This is a genomic window from Gordonia sp. ABSL11-1 (assembly GCF_030315685.1).
Taxonomy (GTDB): Bacteria; Actinomycetota; Actinomycetes; order Mycobacteriales; family Mycobacteriaceae; genus Gordonia.
Genome location: NZ_JASXSI010000025.1, coordinates 49,738 through 65,889, shown reverse-complemented (window position 1 = coordinate 65,889; position 16,152 = coordinate 49,738). Strand labels below are relative to the sequence as shown.

Here is a 16,152-nt window from a genome sequence, read left to right as displayed (position 1 = left end):
TCGGGTCAGGCGAGGAGTGAGGAGGTGCCGAGACGTCCGGTCGGCGGACCCCGTGTCCCGATGGCCGCGAGGGCGGCTGAGGTGAGCCGATGGTTCGTCAACTCACCGGTGCGAACCGTCCAGGACGGTCGGCGATCGGCCGGCACCGACAGCAGTACGCGGACGACCCGGATGAGGGCGGTGAGGACTACCCGCACCGACCGCTCGAGCGCGCGGCACAGGGCCGCGGTCGCCACGATCGCGACCGCGTGCATCGACACCATCTGCCCCGACAAGCCGCCGCTGTGGCCGTCGGCGACCACGGAAAGTGCGAGGTGGGCGGCGACCTGGGCGCCGGTCAGTCCGACGAGGAGGCCGGTCCAGCTCTCGAACGCTGCGGCGTGCGCGGCGACCGTCCACCCGACCGCACCGCACACGGCCAGCATCACCGTCATGGCGGCGGAACTCGGCAGACCGCCGTGGGCCAGGGCGTGGGCGGCGACCGCCGTGGCCCCGGATGCCGCTCCGACGACAGCGCCGCGCACGCGGCGCACTGTCTGCTCGGCGGTGATCACCGCCTCAGTGTAAGGATCGAGCGGGCCGAGTTCGTCACCGCCGCCGGCCTTGCTATGTTCGTCGTGCGTCGGTCTCTGTCGGACTTGTCCGACAGGGCCACGAGGGAATCCGGTGTGAGTCCGGAGCTGCCCCGCAGCGGTGAGTGGAAACGACAGCGGTCATCGAGCACTGGATCGTCAGACGATCTGGGAAGCGACCGCGAGTAGGTGGCGCGTGAGCGCCGGGTCCGCGAGTCCGAAGACCTGCCGACGTGACCGCGACGGGGTGTTGCGGTCGACATCGACGTCGTGGGTCACTGTCGGTGCGCACGTCGGTTCCTGCTGTGGGTGCCGTCGTCTGCGACGGTGCCCGCGTGATGGGCGGGCCAATGCATTCCTCGACGATCCGGGCGTCGTGGCCACGGGTCGCGGTGCTCGCCGGCTGCTCGGCGGTCGTTCTCGTCGTCGTCGCGACGGCCGGGATCGCTTTCGGTACCGCCGATCTCGGATGGAGCCGGGCGTTGGGGTTCGTCTGGGCGGAGGTCTCCGGTGGGACTGTCGCCATCGCCGACGCCCCCGCATACCGCATCGTGATGGAGTCTCGTGTGCCGCGCGTGCTCACCGGCGCGGTCGTCGGTGCGGGCTTGAGTCTGGTCGGCGTCGTCGTGCAGGCGATGGTCCGCAACGCGCTGGCAGATCCGTACGTGCTGGGCATCTCGTCGGGTGCGTCGGTGGGCGCGACGGGGGTGGTGCTCTTCGGTGTGCTGTCGGGGATCGGTCTGTACGCGATGCCGGTCGCGGCGTTCCTCGGGGCCTTGGCGGCGACCCTGCTCGTCTTCGGGATCGCCCGCAACGCAGGCGGACTCACACCGCTCCGGCTGGTGCTGACCGGCACCGCGATCGGGTACGGATTCTCCGCGCTCACAACGGTTCTCGTGTTCCTCGCGCCGACCGGTGATGCGGCCCGCAGTGTCATGTTCTGGCTGCTCGGCAGTCTGGCGGCGGCGAACTGGTACACCACCGTGCTCGTCGGTGTGGTGGTCTCGATCGGTTCCGCGGTGATCTTCTATCTCGCTCCGCATCTGAATGCCCTGGCGATGGGGGATGAGGTGTCGGCATCTCTTGGTCTGCGTGCCTCGCGGTTCCGATTGCTGTTGTTCGTGCTCGCCGCGATGATGACCGGTGTCATGGTCTCGGTGTGCGGCGCAATCGGTTTCGTCGGGCTGGTCGTCCCGCATGTCGCGCGTCTGCTCGTCGGGGCCGACCATCGCCGGGTCGTCATCGTCGCGCCCGTGATCGGTGCGGTGTTCCTGGTGGCCGCCGACCTCCTGGCCCGCACGCTCGTCCCGCCGCAGGAATTGCCGCTCGGCGCCATCACCGCTGCGGTCGGCGTGCCGATGTTCCTGGTGCTGATGCACCGCCGACGGGCGGAGGTCGCCTGATGGCCGAGGTGGTCTACGAGGCGGTCGACGTCGAGGTCGGTGTGCTCCGCATCCTCCACGACATCACGCTGTCCGCGTCGCCGGGGACCTTCCTCGGGGTGATCGGCCCCAACGGCAGCGGGAAGTCGACGATGCTGCGATGCCTGTACCGCGCGCTCGAGCCGTCGTCGGGGACAGTGCGCGTCGATGGGCGGGACCTGTCGGCGGTCAGCATGCGCGACAACGCGAGACAGGTCGCGGCGCTCACCCAGTCGACGTCGCCGGATTTCGATTTCACCGCCGCGGAGATCGTGGCGACCGGACGGCTGCCCCACCGCGGGGTGCTGGCCGTCGGCACCCGGGACGACCGCGAGATCTGCGCGCACGCGATGGACGCCGCCGATGTCACCCATCTCGCCGGGCGGGTGTTCGCGACCCTGTCGGGCGGAGAGGCGCAGCGTGTACTGATCGCACGGGCGTTCGCACAGCAACCCCGGGTCCTCGTCCTCGACGAACCGACCAATCATCTCGATGTGCGTCATCAGTACGCCGTGCTGCGCGCGGCGAGCGACCGCGACGTCACGATCGTCGCGGCGCTGCACGACCTGAACATCGCGGCCCAGTTCTGCGACCGCCTGGTGGTGTTGGCACGCGGCGAGGTCGTCGGCGCCGGCTCGCCCGCCGAGATCGTCACGCCGGGCAACATCCGCCGCTGGTTCGGGGTGGGCGCGCATGTCTTCGTCCACCCGAGACTGTCTGTCCCGCAGGTCATCTTCGACGAGATCGCCGACCCGGACGCCACGCCAGTGCACACCTTCACCGGAGAAGAGGAACGATGAGACGGATCACCCACCTGGTGGTACTCGCGGCGACCGCGGCCCTGGCCGTGGGCTGCGGCGCCGAGGTCGAGACCGCGCCGCAGGGGAGTCCCGGTGCGCCGACGACGGTCACGAACTGTGCGGCCCCGCTGACGATCGACGGTGTCCCGAACCGGGTCGTCACCAACGACACCGGCATCACCGAGATCATGTTCGCGCTCGGGCTGCGTGAGCGCCTGGTCGGCTACACGTCGTATCCGGGCAAGGAGCGCGACATCTCGTCCTCGCCGTGGCGGTCCGACTTCGAGCAGACGCCGGCCCTCGGCGACGCGTTCACCCGGGAGGTGATCGCAGCGGCAGCACCGGATTTCGTGTTCGCCGGATGGAACTACGGGTTCAAGGAGTCGACCGGGGTCACGCCGGACTGGGTCCGCGGGATCGGTGCGACGCCCTATCAGCTGACCGAGGCATGCCGGCAACCGGGCACGACCGAACGGGGCATCATGGCCCCGTTCGACGCGCTCTATGCCGACCTCGACAATCTCGGTCGGATCTTCGGCGTCGAGCGGCAGTCACGCGAACTGATCGACGGCTATCGCGCCGAGGTCGCGTCGGCGAACGCGACCGCCCCCGCCGCGGACCGTCGCGCCCGCGTCTTCCTCTTCGACAGTGCCGATCCCGCACCGTTCACCTCGGGCCGGACCGCGGCCCCGGATCAGATCATCTCGGAGGCGGGCGGCACCAACATCTTCCACGACATCGAGGACTCGTGGACGTCGGCGTCCTGGGAGGTTGCGGCGCAGCGGGATCCACAGGTGATCGTGATCGTCGACTACGGTGCCGGTCCGCAGAACTCGGTGGAGGCCAAGATCCGGCAACTCGAGTCGCAACCGCTGATGTCACAGACGACCGCGGTCCGTGAGAAGCGGTATGTGTCCCTCCCGTATGCAGCGCTGGTCGAGGGGCCGCGCAACCCCGCCGCGGTGACCACGCTCGCCGCCTATCTCCGCTCGGTCGGCCACTGACGACCCGTTCTGCTCACAGCAGAACGGACAGCGACGCCCGACCTCCGGCACCTACCATCGGTACATGGATCACCGACCCGAACCGTTGTTGCGCGAGGTGACCGGGCGCGTCCTGCGCCGGCACCGTCACGACCGCGGTGAGCGACTCGTGGAGACCGCCGAGCGGGCCGGGGTGTCCAGCCAGTACCTGTCCGAGATCGAACGAGGCCGCAAGGATGCGTCATCCGAGCTTCTGGCGGCGGTGGCGGGCGCACTGGGGCTGACCCTGTTCGATCTGACCCGCGAGGTCACCGTCGAGTTGTCCAGGCGCGCAGCCGTCCCGGTGCTGCGGGCCACCACGGTTCCCGTTCCCGCGGCGGTGATACCGATGCGCACGTACCGCGGGCCGCTCGCACTCGCGGCCTGAGCCCCTGCGCGCCGAGCGGCCAACACCGGCGGTGCCGCGGTCACTGCCCACGGGTGTCGATGATCCGGTCGGCGAGCCCGTAGGCGACGATCTCCTCGGCACGCAGCACCCGGTCGCGGTCGGTGTCTCTGCGGAGGGCTTCGAGATCCTGACCCGTGTGACGGCTCATCGCCTTCTCGATCTCCTCGCGCACCCGCAGGATCTCCTCGGCCGCGAGGATGAGGTCGGGGATCGTGCCGCGCCCCTGGCCCGACGGCTGATGCAGCAGGACCCGTGCGTGGGGCAGGACCGACCGTCGGCCCGGCGCGCCGGCGGCGAGTAACAGCGCGGTCGATGACAGTGCCTGGCCGACACAGGTCGTCGCGATGGGCGCGTGGCAGTACTGCATCGTGTCGTACAGCGCGAACGTCGCCATCACCGATCCGCCGGTCGAATTGATGTAGAGATCGATCGGGGCGTCGGGGTTGTCGGAATCGAGGTGGAGGATCTGTGCGATCAACGCATTGGCCACGCCGTCGTCGATCTCGGTGCCGAGGTAGATGATCCGCTCGTCGAGCAACCGGCTGTAGACGTCCATGACCCGCTCGCCCTGTGGCGTGCGACTGATGACGTTGGGGATGGTGTAGGAGCTCATCGGGTCACCCCGAATCCCGTCGACGCCGGTGTGAGCGGACGTATCTGGCCGAGATCGTCGACGATGTGGTCGATGAAGCCGTAGGCGACGGACTCCTCCGCGGTGAACACGTGGTCGCGGAGCGAGTCGGCGAAGATGGTGTCCACGGTCTGCCCGGTCTGGTCGGCGATGATGGTGAGTACCGTGTCGCGGACGTGCCGGAGGTCGTCGGCCTGCAGTTCGATGTCGGGTGCGTATCCACCGATGCCCGCCGAGCCCTGATGCAGCAGCACTTTGGCGTGCCGCAGTGCGAACCGCTTGCCGCGGGTTCCGTTGCACAGCAGGAACTGCCCGGCGCTGTATGCCATCCCGAGGTCGACGGTGCAGACGTCGTTGGGGATGAGTCGCATGGTGTCCATGATAGCGAGCATCGCCGGGACCGAGCCGCCCGGCGAGTTGATCCACAGGCCGATGTCGGCCACCGGATCCTCCGACGCCAACATCACGAGCTGTGCGCACAGTTGGCTGCCGATCTCGTCGTCCAGAGCGGAATCGAGCATCAGGATGCGCTGGCTCAGCAGACTCTCCGCGGTCCGTCGTCGTAGGGGCAATGGTCGTTGTTCATCACTCATGGGACCGATGGTCATGGCCGGTCCGATGTGATCGCAGCCGCCTGCTGCTGTGCGCAGAACGACTCTGCTGCAGGCAGGCTCAGACGACGTCGACAGCGGGCGACGAATCGGGGATGGTGACGAGGGCGCGGCGGTGCAGCCTGGCCGACGGAGTGGCGATCGAATCGGCCACCCGGAACTCGGCCTCCCATCGATCGCGACGCAGCCGGTTGAGGACATAACCGCGTTGGGCGTTACCGAAACGGATGTGCGGCGATGCTGTCTTGAGCGCGCGATCGGAGGTGTCACTGTCCTGCCCGTCGCCACCGGAGGAGATCGAGGTGCCAGCCAGTTCCACACCGACGGTGGGTGATTCACGAGTGTAGGTCGAGCGCAGTTCGGACACCACATTGCGGTGGATGTCACCGACGATGGACACCAGATTCCGCACACCGCGCTCCTGCGCGCCGTCGAGGATGCGTGCCCGCGACGCCTCGTAGCCGCTCCAGCCGTCCATGCTCACCTCACGCACACCGTTGTCGACCCGGGCGAGGTCGGCGATGGTCGTCTGGTGCGCCATCACGTTCCAGCGATGGCCACTGCGTGCGAGTCCGTCGAGCAGCCACCGTTCCTGGGCGGCGCCGACGATGGTCCTCCGCGGGTCGGCGGTGACGGCGTTCTGCGCGGTGTCGTTGTCGCCGTTGGCCTGATCGCTGCGGAAGGTGCGAGTGTCGAGAACGTTGAACTCGACGAGGTTGCCGAAGCCGAAGCGTCGATAGGCGCGGATGTCGGCGCCACGCGGATGCTGTGCGGCCCGCACCGGTGTGTTCTCCCACCATGCTCTCAGGCCCTGGGCGCGGCGGAGCAGGAATGCCGGGACGGGCATGCCGTCCTCGGGAATCGATGCGGCCCAGTTGTTGTCGACCTCGTGGTCGTCGAAGACAGTGATGAACGGGCTGGTCCGGTGGATCAGGCGCAGATGCGGATCGAGCTTGTACAGCGCGTAGCGGTCCCGGTAGTCGTCGAGTGTCATGCACTCCCGCAGTGCTGACGCCGGCATCGCGCTCGTCGCGCGCCGGCCGCCGTTGCCCGGGATCGGCTTCTCGTAGATGTAGTCGCCGAGGTGGAAGACGACGTCCGGTGCATGTGACGCCATGTCCGCGTACGCGCCGTAGTGTCCGTCGGCCCACGACTGACACGACGCGAAGGCGAACGTGAGGGCGTTCACCGACGACCGGCCCGCCGGGGCGGTGCGTGTCCTGCCGACCTCCGAGATGTCACCGGCCGCCCGGAACCGGAAGAAGTACTCGCGTGCGGCATCGAGTCCACGGACGTCGACGTGGACGCTGTGTCCGCTCTCGGCGGTGGCGACGACACGTCCGCGCCGTGCGACGCGCCGCATCGCCTCGTCGGTGGCGATCTCCCAGTCGACTCCGATCGGCGCCATCCCCATCCCACCGCCGCGCTCCAGTGGAGAGCGGGCGAGCCGGGTCCACAGCACCACGCCGTCGGCGACCGGATCCCCCGAGGCGACCCCGAGGGTGAACAACCGGTCTCCGGCACGTGGGGGCCCGGGGGCGGCCGTCGCGTCGCCCAGGAGACCGGGGACGACGGCCAGCCCGGCGGCCACCCCCGTCCAGGTGAGGAAGCGGCGCCGTGTCATACCGATGCGCAGGGTCTTGTCGGGGCCGACGGAGATGTCCGGCAATTCGGTGCTGGGCATGGGCCCAGCGGATCAAGGTGACCTGACCACGGTGCGACACGTGCCTTGCCCGCACGTGATGTCCGCATGAAGAGCAGACGATGGCGGGTCGTGATCGGGTGCGTCAGGCGGTGAGTACGAGCCAGACGGCGATGTAGTGCATCAGAGCCGCGACGGCCGTGCAGGCGTGGAAGACCTCATGGTGTCCGAACGTGGCGGGCCAGGGGTTCGGCCATCTGACGGCGTAGAGGACGCCACCGACGGTATAGAACACGCCGCCCAGCGCGAGCAGGATGATGACCGCCCACCCGACATGGCTCACCAGGGCCGGCGCAACGGCGATGATCACCCAGCCGAGCGCGATGTAGAGCGCGACGCCCAGCCAGCGTGGTGCCGACGGCCAGATGGCCTTGCAGGCGACCCCGCCGACCGCACCGACCCAGACGATGCCGAGAACCCACCACCGCACGTCGGCGGGCAGGGCCAGCGCACAGAACGGCGTGTAGGTGCCGGCGATGAACAGGAAGATCATCGAGTGATCGGCGCGTTTCATGCGGACCTGGGCACGCGGGGTCTTCCAGGGGATGCGGTGATAGCTCGCGCTGACCGCGAACACGCCGACCACTGTCACCGCGTAGACGGCGCAGGCGAGCGCAGCCCCGGGGCCGCGGAGAACTCCGGCGCCGATCACCACGGCGAGTCCGGCGCAGACGGCGACCCACGCGGAGTATTGATGGATGACACCGCGAAGTCGGGGTTTGACGAGCGGTGCTGGAATCTCCGACGTGATGTCCACGCAACCTACGGTACCGTAACTTCTCAGTCGATAAGATCAGGCAGCGATGAAACTACTTCCCGATCGGCTCCGTCGTCCGATGCTGAGCGTCTACGAACGCCGGCTCATCCAGCTGATGGACGACACGCGGCTCCCGCACCATGTCGCGATCATCTGCGACGGCAATCGGCGGTGGGCGCGGGAGGCGGGATTCGAGGACGTCAGTCACGGCCATCGCGTCGGTGCCCAGCGGATCGCCGAGATGCTCACGTGGTGTGCCGAACTCGACATCTCGACGGTCACGATCTACCTGCTCTCGACCGAGAACCTGTCTCGGGAGTCCGACGAACTCGACGCCCTGATGGAGATCGTGCCCGACATCGTCGACGAGATCTCCGGTCCGGCGGGAAACTGGCGGGTCCGGATCGTCGGCACCCTCGACCAGCTGCCTGATGCCGTGGCCGACCGATTGCGGACCGCCTCGGCACGTACGCAGGATCGCGCCGCGATGAACGTCAATGTCGCCGTCGGTTACGGCGGACGCCAGGAGATCGTCGACGCGGTGCGCTCGCTGCTGAGCGAGCGCCGTGCGGCGGGAGACGGGCCCGACGAGTTGGTGGACGCGGTCACCGTCGACGCCATCGACCGCAACCTGTACACGAAGGGGCAGCCGGACCCGGACCTCGTCATTCGGACCTCGGGGGAGCAGCGGCTGTCCGGCTTCCTGCTCTGGCAGAGCGCCTACTCGGAGATCTGGTTCACCGACGCCTACTGGCCGGAGTTCCGCCGCGTGGACTTCTTGCGCGCCCTGCGCGACTACTCCGCCCGCAGTCGGCGATTCGGCAAGTAGTCGGCCACCAGGTCGGCGAGCGCCTCCACATCCGCGGCGAACGCCGACGCCGCCGGTGTGCCGAATCCGACGACGACCCCGCCGCCGAGTCCCCCGCAGTCAGCGGTCATGCCATCGGTGACACCGGATGCCGGATGACGGAAGAACGAGAGCGGCGCCAGGGCGAAGCCACGTCGGGCAGCCTCCGCGACGAGACGGGGCTCGGTGTCGGCGGGCAGCGGGATCACCGCGTGCAGCCCGGCCGCGATGCCCGGCACCCGAACCCCGGTGCGTGCCAGCCGACCGGTGATGCGGTCCCGGCGTCGCCGGTAGTACTGCCTGCTGCGCCGGATGTGCCGGTCGTAGGCCCCGGAGTCGATCAGGTCGGCGAGCACGAGCTGATCGACGATGCTCGCGTCCGGCTCGCGAATCCCCTTGGCCCACACCACGGTGTCGACCAGCCGTGGCGGCAGCACCAGCCAGGCGACCCGGACCGCCGGGGACAGGCTCTTGCTGACCGACCCGGCGTGGATCACCACATCAGGGCCGAGTGCCTGCAGTGCGCCGACCGGCTCCCGGTCGTAGCGGAGCTCGCCGTCGTAGTCGTCCTCGATGATCAGCCGTCCGCCGGAGCGTGCCCACTCGATCACCGCCGCCCGGCGCCGCGGTGACAGGCTGACGCCCGTCGGGAACTGATGGCTCGGGGTGAGCAGTACACCCGTCGCGGTGTCCGGCAGGTCGTCGACGACGGCACCGTCGGCGTCGATCGGCGCCGGGACGGTCGACGTCCCGCCGCGTTCGATCACGTGCCGATGAAACGGCAGGCCGTGGCTCTCCACCGCGATGTCCTCGCCGAAGACGCTGCGGGACAACAGTTCGAGTGCGTTCATCACCGAAGTGGTCAGGACTATCTGATCGGGTTCGGCGCGTACTCCGCGTGCACGGGCCAGATAGCCGGCCAGAGACCTTCTCAGCCGCGCCGTACCCTGTGGGTGTCCCGGGGCGAAGGCGTCGTCCGGGGCGTCGGTGATCGCGCGCCGGGTGGACGCGATCCAGTCAGCGCGGGGAAACAGTGACGAATTGGGTTGTCCGAGAGTGAAATTGTGGCACGGCGTGGGGGGTTCGGCCGTGACCGCGGTAGGTTCGGTGCCCGTGCGAGCACGCCCGACCGTGTCGGCGACATGGGTGCCCGATCCCTGTCGCGCGACCAGCCACCCCTCGGCGATCAGTTCCTGATACACCGACGCGACCGTTCCGCGCGCGAGTCCCACGTCGGCGGCGAGGGAGCGATACGGGGGCAGACGCGTGCCCGCCGGCAACCGTCCGTCGTCGATCGCGGCCCGAAGCGCCTCGGCCAGCGAGTGTCGTCGGCGGGCACCGCGGCCGCGGGGGCTCGCGGTCGGGTCGGGTTGGAGATCCAGGTACAGATCGATCCCGAGGTGCCGTGCGACCTCATCCCAGGGATCCGAGGTGGATCGACTCGAATTGACTCTCTTGTCCACCTTCAGATTGAACCACTTTACTGATGCAATCGCGGCCTACCGTGGAACGTGAGAGTCGGGCATACGAGGAGAAGGAGACACGTGAGATGAGAACTGTGGTGCTCGGGGCGAGCGGGGAGATCGGCGCGGCACTCCTCCGCCGACTGCGGGAGAACGGCGTCGACGTGGTGGCCGCTCATCGGTCGACCGGCGTGGACGCCTACACCGGTACGGGCCTCGAGGCGGCCTTCGCCGGGGCCGACGTCGTGGTCGATTGCACCAACGTGACGACGACCAGCGCGGCGAAGGCCATCGACTTCTTCGGCACGGTCGCGCGGAAGGTGAGTGCCGCCGCCGATGCCGCCGGGGTGGGCCGGGTGGTATGTCTGTCGATCATCAACGCCGCAGATCCCGAGGTGAACGCGAAGTTCGGCTACTACCAGGGAAAGGCGGCGCAGGAGCAGGCCTATCGCGATGCTCTGCCGGCCGCGCGGCTGACCGTGGTGCGCTCGGCCCAGTGGTACGAACTGGCCCGTCAGATGATGGGGTCGTTGCGGCTGGGTCCGGTCGCCGCGGTCCCACACATGCGATGCAGGCCACTGTCGTCCGGCGACGCGGCGGCCGCGCTCGCCGACGCCGTGCGCATCCGGCCCGAGCAGGACATCGAGGTCGCCGGACCAGAGGTGCTCGACCTCGCCGACATCGGCAAAGCCATTGCGCGACGCGCCGGTTCGCCGAGATGGGTCGTCGGCGTCCGGGTCGGCGGATCGGCGATCCGCGACGGCGGGCTCGTTCCCGACGACCCGACGATCGTCACGACGACGACGCTGGAGCAGTGGCTGGACGAGGAGTTCGCCGCATGAGCGCCACGGCCGAGGCGCTCCCCGACACCCGGCGGATGTGGTTGCCCCGCACGAATCCCGGTGTGTACAAGGCGCTCGTCGCACTACAGCGCGCGTCGTCGGAGGGGTTGTCCACCGAACTCGCCGAGTTGATCAGGATTCACGCGTCGCAGCTCAACGGCTGCGCCTACTGCCTGCACATGCACCTGTCGGATGCCCTGGCCGCCGGCATGGAGCCGCTGTCGCTGGGGATGGTGTCGGTGTGGTCGGAGGCCCCGCATCTGTTCTCCGACCGTGAGCGTGCCGCGCTCGCGCTGACCGAGGCGGTCACCCGGCTCGGGGAGAACGGCGTTCCCGACGATGTGTTCAATTCGGCCCGTGCGGTTTTCGACGAGGTCGAGCTCGGGCAGGTGGTGGCGTCGATCGTGATGATCAACGCCTGGAACCGGATCGCGGTGACGGGTCGCTATCCGGCCGGTCTGGACGAACGGCAGCTGCGCTGACCGGCCGACCTGCGGGGAGCGGTTGTGCTGCTCAGAGTTTGCGGAGCCGGACGCGGTTGATGGAGTGGTCGGCGTCCTTGCGTAACACGAGGGTCGCGCGCGGCCTGGTGGGCAGGATGTTCTCGTTCAGGTTGGGCAGGTTGATCGAGGTCCACAGGTCGCGCGCGGCGATCGTCGCCTGATCGTCGGTGAGCGATGCGTAATAGTGGAAGTGGGATTCGGGATTGGCAAAGGCGGTGGTGCGCATCTTGAGGAATCTCGACACGTACCACCGCTCGATGTCGGTCGTCTTGGCGTCGACGTAGATCGAGAAGTCGAACAGGTCCGACACCATGAGCGTGGGACCCGTCTGGAGGACGTTCAGCCCCTCGAGGATGAGGATGTCGGGTTGACGCACATAGTGTTTCACGTCCGGCACGATGTCGTAGGCGATGTGCGAGTAGACCGGTGCGGTCACCTCACGCGCCCCCGACTTGACCTCGGTGACGAACCGCAACAGCGACCGACGGTCGTAGGATTCGGGAAACCCCTTGCGGTGCATGATTCCTCGCCGTTCGAGCTCGGCGGTCGGCAGGAGGAATCCGTCCGTGGTGACGAGGTCGACCTTCGGATGCGAATCCCAGCGTGCGAGCAGGGCGGCGAGCACGCGGGCCGTCGTCGACTTGCCGACCGCGACGCTGCCGGCGATGCCGACGACGAACGGCACCTGGCGACTGGTCTGACGTTCGCCGAGGAACGTCGAGGTCGCCGCGAACAGGCGCTGGCGGGCGGCGATCTGGAGGTGGATGAGACGTGACAGGGGGAGGTAGACGTCGGCGACCTCGTCGAGGTCGACCTGCTCGCCCAGACCCACGAGCTGTTGCAGCTCGGTGTCGGTCAGCACCATCGGCATCGATTCGCGCAGGTCACGCCACTGCCGACGGTCGAGCTCCAGATACAGACTGGGATCGCGCCCGGTCGTGTCGCGTGCCATGGTCCTACAGCTTAGGGCGCACGGATTCGCCGATGATCGGTAGCCTTCGCTCATGACTTCTGCCGCCACCTCGCCGGTGACCGAGTACCTGCGTCTCGGGCTCGCGTTCGACCGCCTCGAAGAGGGATTCGTCGACGCCTTCACCGGCGACGCGGCCCTGAGGGCGGAGGTGATGAACGCGCCGTCTCCGGATCCCACCGTTCTCGCCGACCGCGCACGCGGCTTGCGCCGCGACCTACCCGGCGATCTCCCCTCCGCGCGGGCCGAGTTCATCTCGGCCCACCTCGCCGCACTCGAGTGCTCGGCCCGCCGATTCGCGGGGGAGGACATCGGCTTCGTCGACGAGGTCCGCACCTACTTCGACGTCGACATCGCGCTGGGCGACGAGCAGGAGTACCGCGACGCACAGGCGGCGATGGCGGCCGAACTCGACGTCGCGGACTCCGGCGGCGAGCGGCTCATCGAGGCGTACGCCGCGTACAAACGTGCCGACGAGATCCCCGCCGACCGCGTCGACGAGTGCGTGCGGGCCTTCAGCGGTGCACTGCGCGAGCGGGTTCGATCGACCTTTCCGCTGCCCGACAACGAGATCGTCGAATTCGAGGTCGTCTCGGACAAGCCGTGGTCGGGCTTCAACTACTACCTGGGCGGTTACCGGTCGAGGGTGGCGATCAACACCGATCTGACGCAGTACATGTCGACACTGCCGCACCTCATCGCCCACGAGGCCTACCCCGGACACCACACCGAGCATTGCCGGAAAGAGGAGATCCTCGTCGGCGGAGGACAACTCGAGCAGACGATCTTCCTGGTGAACACGCCACAGTGTCTGATGGCGGAAGGTCTCGCCGACCACGCGCTGCGCGCCGCGGTCGGCCCCGACTGGGGACTGTGGGCGCAGGAGATCTACGCCGACCTCGGACTGCGCTTCGACGGGGCGCGGGCGCAGCGGATGTCGACGGCGTCGTCGGGCCTGCTCGGAGTGCGTCAGGACGCGGCGCTGCTGCTGCACGATCGGCATCTCGACCACGATTCGGTCGCGTCCTTCCTGCAGCGGTGGCTGCTCGCCCCGCCGGAGCGGGCACGCCAGATGCTGCGCTTCCTGACGTCGCCGCTGTGGCGGGCCTACATCTCTACCTACGTCGAGGGCTACCGGTTGCTGGACACCTGGCTCGACGAGGTGCCGGCCTCGAGCCGCCTCGCGCGATTCGGACGATTGCTCGACGAACCCCTCACCCCGGCGCAGCTGAGAGCCGAACTCGGCCCGGCGGGAGCCGGACCATAGACTTGTCTCCCATGAGCCTGAATTCGATGTCCCTGGCCGAGCTCGATCCGGACGTGGCTGCGGCGATGAACGGTGAGCTGAGTCGTCAGCGCGACACGCTCGAGATGATCGCGTCGGAGAATTTCGTCCCTCGGGCAGTGCTGCAGGCGCAGGGCAGCGTGCTCACCAACAAGTACGCCGAGGGCTATCCGGGCCGGCGGTACTACGGCGGCTGCGAGTACGTCGACGTCGTCGAGGACATCGCCCGCGACCGTGCCAAGGAACTGTTCGGCGCCGACTTCGCCAATGTCCAGCCGCACTCCGGCGCCCAGGCCAACGCCGCCGTGCTGATGGCACTGATGAACCCAGGCGAGAAGATGCTCGGCCTCGACCTGGCACATGGTGGCCATCTGACGCACGGTATGCGGCTCAACTTCTCCGGCAAGCTCTACGAGATCGAGTCGTACGGCGTGAGCAAGGAGGACTTCCGCATCGACATGGACGAGGTGCGCAAGATCGCCCTCACCGCGAAGCCGAAGGTCATCTGTGCCGGGTGGTCGGCCTATCCGCGCACCCTCGATTTCGAGGCGTTCCGCTCGATCGCCGACGAGGTGGGTGCGTACCTCTGGACCGACATGGCGCATTTCGCCGGGCTGGTGGCCGCCGATCTGCATCCGTCGCCCGTGCCCTACTCCGACGTCGTGTCCTCGACCGTGCACAAGACGCTCGGCGGACCGCGCTCGGGTCTCATCCTCGCCAAGCAGGAGTGGGCCAAGAAGCTGAACTCCGCGGTGTTCCCGGGGCAGCAGGGCGGTCCGCTCATGCACGCGATCGCGGGGAAGGCGGTGGCCCTCAAGATCGCCGGCACCGACGAGTTCGCCGATCGCCAGCGTCGCACGCTGTCGGGGGCGAAGATCCTCGCCGACCGCCTGACCGGTGGTGACGTCGAGAGGGCAGGCATCTCCGTGCTCACCGGCGGCACCGACGTCCACCTGGTTCTCGTCGACCTGCGCAACAGCCGGCTCGACGGCCAGCAGGCCGAGGATCTGCTGCACCAGGTCGGCATCACCGTCAACCGCAACGCGGTGCCCTTCGATCCGCGGCCGCCGATGGTGACCTCCGGCCTGCGCATCGGGACACCCGCACTGGCGACGAGGGGCTTCGGCGACGACCAGTTCACCGAGGTGGCCGACATCATCGGAACCGCCCTCGCGGCAGGTGAGGCCGCCGACATCTCCGCGCTGCGCGGCCGCGTGTCGCGCCTCGCCCTGGACTTCCCGCTCTACGACGGACTCGAGGAATGGGGCCTGATGAGTCGGGTCTGAGACCCCGGCTCGAGAGAAATTGGCCACAGCGTCGCGCGAGTGCCTATCCTGTCTGACGATGAACGCATTGACCGAGGACGAGTTGATCATCGCGCTGGAAAAGGCGCTCCCCGAGATCGCCGAGGATCACCAGGCGGCGGCCCTTCCGTGGAACCCGCATGACTGGGTGCCGTGGGAATCCGGCCGCAACTTCGCCTTCCTCGGCGGTGAGGACTGGGATCCGTCGCAGGGAACCCTGTCCGACGAGGCGCGGGCCGGCACCCTGGCCCTGCTGCTCACCAAGGACAACCTGCCGTCGTACCACCGTGTGCTCGCCATCCACTTCCCGGCGTTCTCGGAGTGGCGGCAGCTGGTCGGTGTGTGGACCGCCGAGGACAATCGCCACGCCATCGTGCTGCGCGATTTCCTCGTCGTGACCCGCGCGATCGATCCGGTCGACGCCGAGGAGCGCCGCCGCATCCACGTGACCGCCGGCTACCGTCAGACGACCGAGGGTGTTGCCGATCTGTCGCCCCTCGACGTGCTCGCGCTGATGGCGGTGCACGAGAACCAGAGCGTCGCGTTCACCGAGAGGCTCGGGTCCGCGGTCACCGACGACGTGTTCAAGCAGATCCTCGCCAAGATCGCCCACGACGACGCCGTGCAGGCCACGACATTCGCCGCATTCCTCAACGCATCGCTGGTCGCCGACCCGGAGGGCACCGTGCTCGCCCTCGACCGTCGCCTCGCGAACATCGAGCCGATCGGTGCCGATGTCGCCGACTTCGACGACGAGCGCGCACTCATCGCCGATTACGAGAGCGACGAGACCCGCACCGCGATCGCCGCGACGCTCGTCGATCAGCTGAAGCTCGACACCGTCCAGGGTCTGGGCGCCGACGCCGAGGCCGCGCGGCAGCGCGTCCTCGGCCTCGCCGGGGCGTAGGACCCGCGGCGAGAACGTCGCCTCGACGTAGCGCCGGGGCAATCTGCGTTAACGCATAATTCACGCCGACACACCCCTGCCTGGCGAGCCGCAGGGGTGTGTTCGG

General features: G+C 68.5%; 17 protein-coding genes and 1 riboswitch. Of the genes, 10 read left to right on the top strand and 7 right to left on the bottom strand.

Translation table 11 applies throughout. The annotated features are described in order from the left end of the window. Window positions 1-5: 5 nt before the first annotated feature. Window positions 6-554, bottom strand: a complete 549-nt coding sequence (locus tag QSJ19_RS22165) for a hypothetical protein (RefSeq protein WP_286323167.1) — start codon at window positions 552-554, stop codon at window positions 6-8. 53 nt (window positions 555-607) lie between these two features. Then, window positions 608-819, top strand: a riboswitch (cobalamin riboswitch). Window positions 820-910: 91 nt separating this feature from the next. On the opposite strand from QSJ19_RS22165, the gene QSJ19_RS22160 reads away from it, so the two are divergent. The 4 genes from QSJ19_RS22160 (at window position 911) to QSJ19_RS22145 (ending at window position 4,203) form a co-directional block, all read left to right on the top strand. Continuing rightward, entirely contained in the window at window positions 911-1,975 is a 1,065-nt protein-coding gene (locus QSJ19_RS22160; protein WP_286323166.1) for a FecCD family ABC transporter permease, read from the top strand. Then, window positions 1,975-2,793 carry an ABC transporter ATP-binding protein gene (locus tag QSJ19_RS22155; protein WP_286323165.1) on the top strand — a complete coding sequence of 273 codons (819 nt, stop codon included), beginning with the start codon at window positions 1,975-1,977 and terminating at the stop codon, window positions 2,791-2,793. Before QSJ19_RS22160 ends, QSJ19_RS22155 begins: the two co-directional genes overlap by 1 nt. Continuing rightward, entirely contained in the window at window positions 2,790-3,797 is a 1,008-nt protein-coding gene (locus QSJ19_RS22150) for an ABC transporter substrate-binding protein (protein ID WP_286323164.1), read from the top strand. The genes QSJ19_RS22155 and QSJ19_RS22150 overlap by 4 nt, the downstream gene beginning before the upstream one ends. A 64-nt stretch (window positions 3,798-3,861) precedes the next feature. Then, window positions 3,862-4,203 carry a helix-turn-helix domain-containing protein gene (locus QSJ19_RS22145; RefSeq protein WP_286323162.1) on the top strand — a complete coding sequence of 114 codons (342 nt, stop codon included), beginning with the start codon at window positions 3,862-3,864 and terminating at the stop codon, window positions 4,201-4,203. Between the two features lie 40 nt (window positions 4,204-4,243). Here QSJ19_RS22145 and QSJ19_RS22140 read toward each other — a convergent pair whose 3' ends face one another. The 4 genes from QSJ19_RS22140 to trhA form a co-directional block, all read right to left on the bottom strand. Then, window positions 4,244-4,837, bottom strand: a complete 594-nt coding sequence (locus tag QSJ19_RS22140; RefSeq protein WP_286323161.1) for a ClpP family protease — start codon at window positions 4,835-4,837, stop codon at window positions 4,244-4,246. Continuing rightward, window positions 4,834-5,448 (bottom strand): ClpP family protease, encoded by a 615-nt coding sequence (locus QSJ19_RS22135; protein ID WP_286323160.1) that lies wholly within the window; start codon window positions 5,446-5,448, stop codon window positions 4,834-4,836. Before QSJ19_RS22135 ends, QSJ19_RS22140 begins: the two co-directional genes overlap by 4 nt. Window positions 5,449-5,527: 79 nt before the next feature. Then, window positions 5,528-7,150 carry an alkaline phosphatase D family protein gene (locus QSJ19_RS22130; protein ID WP_286323158.1) on the bottom strand — a complete coding sequence of 541 codons (1,623 nt, stop codon included), beginning with the start codon at window positions 7,148-7,150 and terminating at the stop codon, window positions 5,528-5,530. Between the two features lie 103 nt (window positions 7,151-7,253). Then, a complete protein-coding gene (gene trhA / locus QSJ19_RS22125) occupies window positions 7,254-7,919 on the bottom strand; it encodes a PAQR family membrane homeostasis protein TrhA (RefSeq protein ID WP_286323185.1) in 666 nt (221 codons plus the stop codon). Window positions 7,920-7,971: 52 nt separating this feature from the next. Between trhA and QSJ19_RS22120 the strand changes: the two genes are divergently transcribed. Continuing rightward, window positions 7,972-8,754 (top strand): isoprenyl transferase, encoded by a 783-nt coding sequence (locus QSJ19_RS22120; protein WP_286323157.1) that lies wholly within the window; start codon window positions 7,972-7,974, stop codon window positions 8,752-8,754. On the opposite strand, the gene pdxR is transcribed toward QSJ19_RS22120, so the two are convergent. Next, window positions 8,721-10,235 carry a MocR-like pyridoxine biosynthesis transcription factor PdxR gene (gene pdxR, locus QSJ19_RS22115; RefSeq protein WP_286323156.1) on the bottom strand — a complete coding sequence of 505 codons (1,515 nt, stop codon included), beginning with the start codon at window positions 10,233-10,235 and terminating at the stop codon, window positions 8,721-8,723. The genes QSJ19_RS22120 and pdxR overlap by 34 nt on opposite strands. A gap of 86 nt (window positions 10,236-10,321) precedes the next feature. On the opposite strand from pdxR, the gene QSJ19_RS22110 reads away from it, so the two are divergent. Beyond that, window positions 10,322-11,077, top strand: coding sequence for an SDR family oxidoreductase (locus QSJ19_RS22110; RefSeq protein ID WP_286323155.1), 756 nt, complete (start codon window positions 10,322-10,324; stop codon window positions 11,075-11,077). Next, window positions 11,074-11,559 (top strand): carboxymuconolactone decarboxylase family protein, encoded by a 486-nt coding sequence (locus tag QSJ19_RS22105; protein ID WP_286323154.1) that lies wholly within the window; start codon window positions 11,074-11,076, stop codon window positions 11,557-11,559. Before QSJ19_RS22110 ends, QSJ19_RS22105 begins: the two co-directional genes overlap by 4 nt. A 31-nt stretch (window positions 11,560-11,590) precedes the next feature. On the opposite strand, the gene coaA is transcribed toward QSJ19_RS22105, so the two are convergent. After that, window positions 11,591-12,532, bottom strand: coding sequence for a type I pantothenate kinase (gene coaA / locus QSJ19_RS22100; protein WP_286323153.1), 942 nt, complete (start codon window positions 12,530-12,532; stop codon window positions 11,591-11,593). A 52-nt stretch (window positions 12,533-12,584) separates the two neighbouring features. Between coaA and QSJ19_RS22095 the strand changes: the two genes are divergently transcribed. Genes QSJ19_RS22095 through QSJ19_RS22085 form a run of 3 tightly spaced genes read left to right on the top strand, consistent with a single transcriptional unit; the run spans window position 12,585 to window position 16,046 of the window. Next, complete coding sequence (locus QSJ19_RS22095) at window positions 12,585-13,817, top strand: DUF885 domain-containing protein (protein WP_286323152.1); 1,233 nt, start codon at window positions 12,585-12,587, stop codon at window positions 13,815-13,817. A gap of 26 nt (window positions 13,818-13,843) precedes the next feature. Further along, on the top strand, window positions 13,844-15,121 hold the full coding sequence (glyA, locus tag QSJ19_RS22090; protein ID WP_286323184.1) for a serine hydroxymethyltransferase: 1,278 nt from the start codon (window positions 13,844-13,846) through the stop codon (window positions 15,119-15,121). A gap of 58 nt (window positions 15,122-15,179) precedes the next feature. Further along, complete coding sequence (locus tag QSJ19_RS22085; RefSeq protein WP_286323151.1) at window positions 15,180-16,046, top strand: acyl-ACP desaturase; 867 nt, start codon at window positions 15,180-15,182, stop codon at window positions 16,044-16,046. Window positions 16,047-16,152: the final 106 nt, after the last annotated feature.

Coding starts and splice junctions, on each gene's coding strand:
- QSJ19_RS22160 (WP_286323166.1), top strand. CDS start 911: ATGGGCGGGCCAATGCATTCCTCGACGATCCGGGCGTCGTGGCCACGG.
- QSJ19_RS22155 (WP_286323165.1), top strand. CDS start 1,975: ATGGCCGAGGTGGTCTACGAGGCGGTCGACGTCGAGGTCGGTGTGCTC.
- QSJ19_RS22150 (WP_286323164.1), top strand. CDS start 2,790: ATGAGACGGATCACCCACCTGGTGGTACTCGCGGCGACCGCGGCCCTG.
- QSJ19_RS22145 (WP_286323162.1), top strand. CDS start 3,862: ATGGATCACCGACCCGAACCGTTGTTGCGCGAGGTGACCGGGCGCGTC.
- QSJ19_RS22140 (WP_286323161.1), bottom strand. CDS start 4,837: ATGAGCTCCTACACCATCCCCAACGTCATCAGTCGCACGCCACAGGGC.
- QSJ19_RS22135 (WP_286323160.1), bottom strand. CDS start 5,448: ATGAGTGATGAACAACGACCATTGCCCCTACGACGACGGACCGCGGAG.
- QSJ19_RS22130 (WP_286323158.1), bottom strand. CDS start 7,150: ATGCCCAGCACCGAATTGCCGGACATCTCCGTCGGCCCCGACAAGACC.
- QSJ19_RS22120 (WP_286323157.1), top strand. CDS start 7,972: ATGAAACTACTTCCCGATCGGCTCCGTCGTCCGATGCTGAGCGTCTAC.
- QSJ19_RS22110 (WP_286323155.1), top strand. CDS start 10,322: ATGAGAACTGTGGTGCTCGGGGCGAGCGGGGAGATCGGCGCGGCACTC.
- QSJ19_RS22105 (WP_286323154.1), top strand. CDS start 11,074: ATGAGCGCCACGGCCGAGGCGCTCCCCGACACCCGGCGGATGTGGTTG.
- coaA (WP_286323153.1), bottom strand. CDS start 12,532: ATGGCACGCGACACGACCGGGCGCGATCCCAGTCTGTATCTGGAGCTC.
- QSJ19_RS22095 (WP_286323152.1), top strand. CDS start 12,585: ATGACTTCTGCCGCCACCTCGCCGGTGACCGAGTACCTGCGTCTCGGG.
- glyA (WP_286323184.1), top strand. CDS start 13,844: ATGTCCCTGGCCGAGCTCGATCCGGACGTGGCTGCGGCGATGAACGGT.
- QSJ19_RS22085 (WP_286323151.1), top strand. CDS start 15,180: ATGAACGCATTGACCGAGGACGAGTTGATCATCGCGCTGGAAAAGGCG.